Source organism: Oleiphilus sp. HI0080 (genome assembly GCF_001635135.1).
Window position 1 is genome coordinate 1 of record NZ_LWFU01001154.1, and the last position, 1225, is coordinate 1225.

The window sequence follows — 1225 nt, forward strand, 5'->3', positions numbered from 1 at the left end:
CACATCTCTCACCAGCTGGACAACGTCCACCTTTTGCAGAATAACTGGCACCTCTCGAACTATCAGTGCCTCTGGGCCGCTCCGCTCGACTAACAAGCCAAACTTGCGAAGCTCATCTGAGCACTCTTCAGCCACATCAGCCTCCCTAGAGCTCACCGCCAAAGAAATAGGTACTAACAGCGGTTGAGCCTGAATACCGGCACCGTAAAAGTCGGCTTTCATTTGCTCGTAAGTAATACGCTCATGCGCTGCGTGCATATCTACGATGATCAGACCAGAGGCATTTTGCGCAAGGATATAGATACCGTGCAGCTGAGCTACGGCAAACCCCAAAGGATATTCCTCAGCGCCGCCCTGACTTGCCCCGTCCTGCAGAGTATTCTGACCCACAACGGATTGACGGAAGGCGCTACTCTGCGCAACGCCAGAATCTGCATAACCGGCTTCTGCCACCGAATTCGAAGCGGCACTTGCACCACCATAAAGACTTTGCATACCCTGCAACGTTGCGCCCACTTCGGAAGACTGCTGCGAGCCGAATCCATACGGACGAGTGCCGGAAACAGAGTTTACCGGCAATGCCATGCTTGCCTGGCTGTTAAATCCCGGCTGGGCTGCAAGACCAGATTCAGCATGTATCGCCTCACTCTCTGCGACACGCGATTCACTTTGCTCATCTCGCATATACTCATCTGGCCGAACGTCCGCTAGCGCCCGATGCAGACTCCGAAAGATAAAGTCATGCACCAATCGACCATCTCGGAAACGCACCTCATGCTTAGTTGGATGAACATTCACATCAACTAATGCGGGGTCTAGCTCCAAATACAAAACGAAAGCGGGATGACGACCGTGATAAAGAACGTCTCGATATGCCTGCTTAACCGCATGACTAACCAATCGATCGCGTATCACACGACCATTAACAAAAAAATACTGAAGATCGGCCTGACTTCGTGAGAACGTAGGGAGCGCGACCCAGCCCCAAAGCTTTAAGCCCGTTGCTTCAACATCGATCTCTACCGCATTTTCCATGAACGGCTTGCCACATAGACTTGCAACACGCTGCTCTCGGTCCCGCAAGGTCACTGCTGGGCGTAAGCTATGCACCGGCTTACCGTTATGATTAAGGTCAAACCCGACATCAAACCGTCCAAGCGCTTGTCGCTTAACCACCTCTTCAAGATGATTAAACTCGGTCTTCTCAGTACGCATGAATTTTCTG

At 51.8% G+C, this 1225-nt stretch carries 1 protein-coding gene; it reads right to left on the reverse strand.

Annotated features, from left to right (window positions below; genetic code table 11):
* Positions 1 to 1215, reverse strand: a 1215-nt coding sequence (mutL, locus tag A3751_RS20735) for a DNA mismatch repair endonuclease MutL (protein WP_231876952.1), incomplete at its 3' end; no start/stop codon positions are given.
* Between the last annotated feature and the right edge of the window lie 10 nt (positions 1216 to 1225).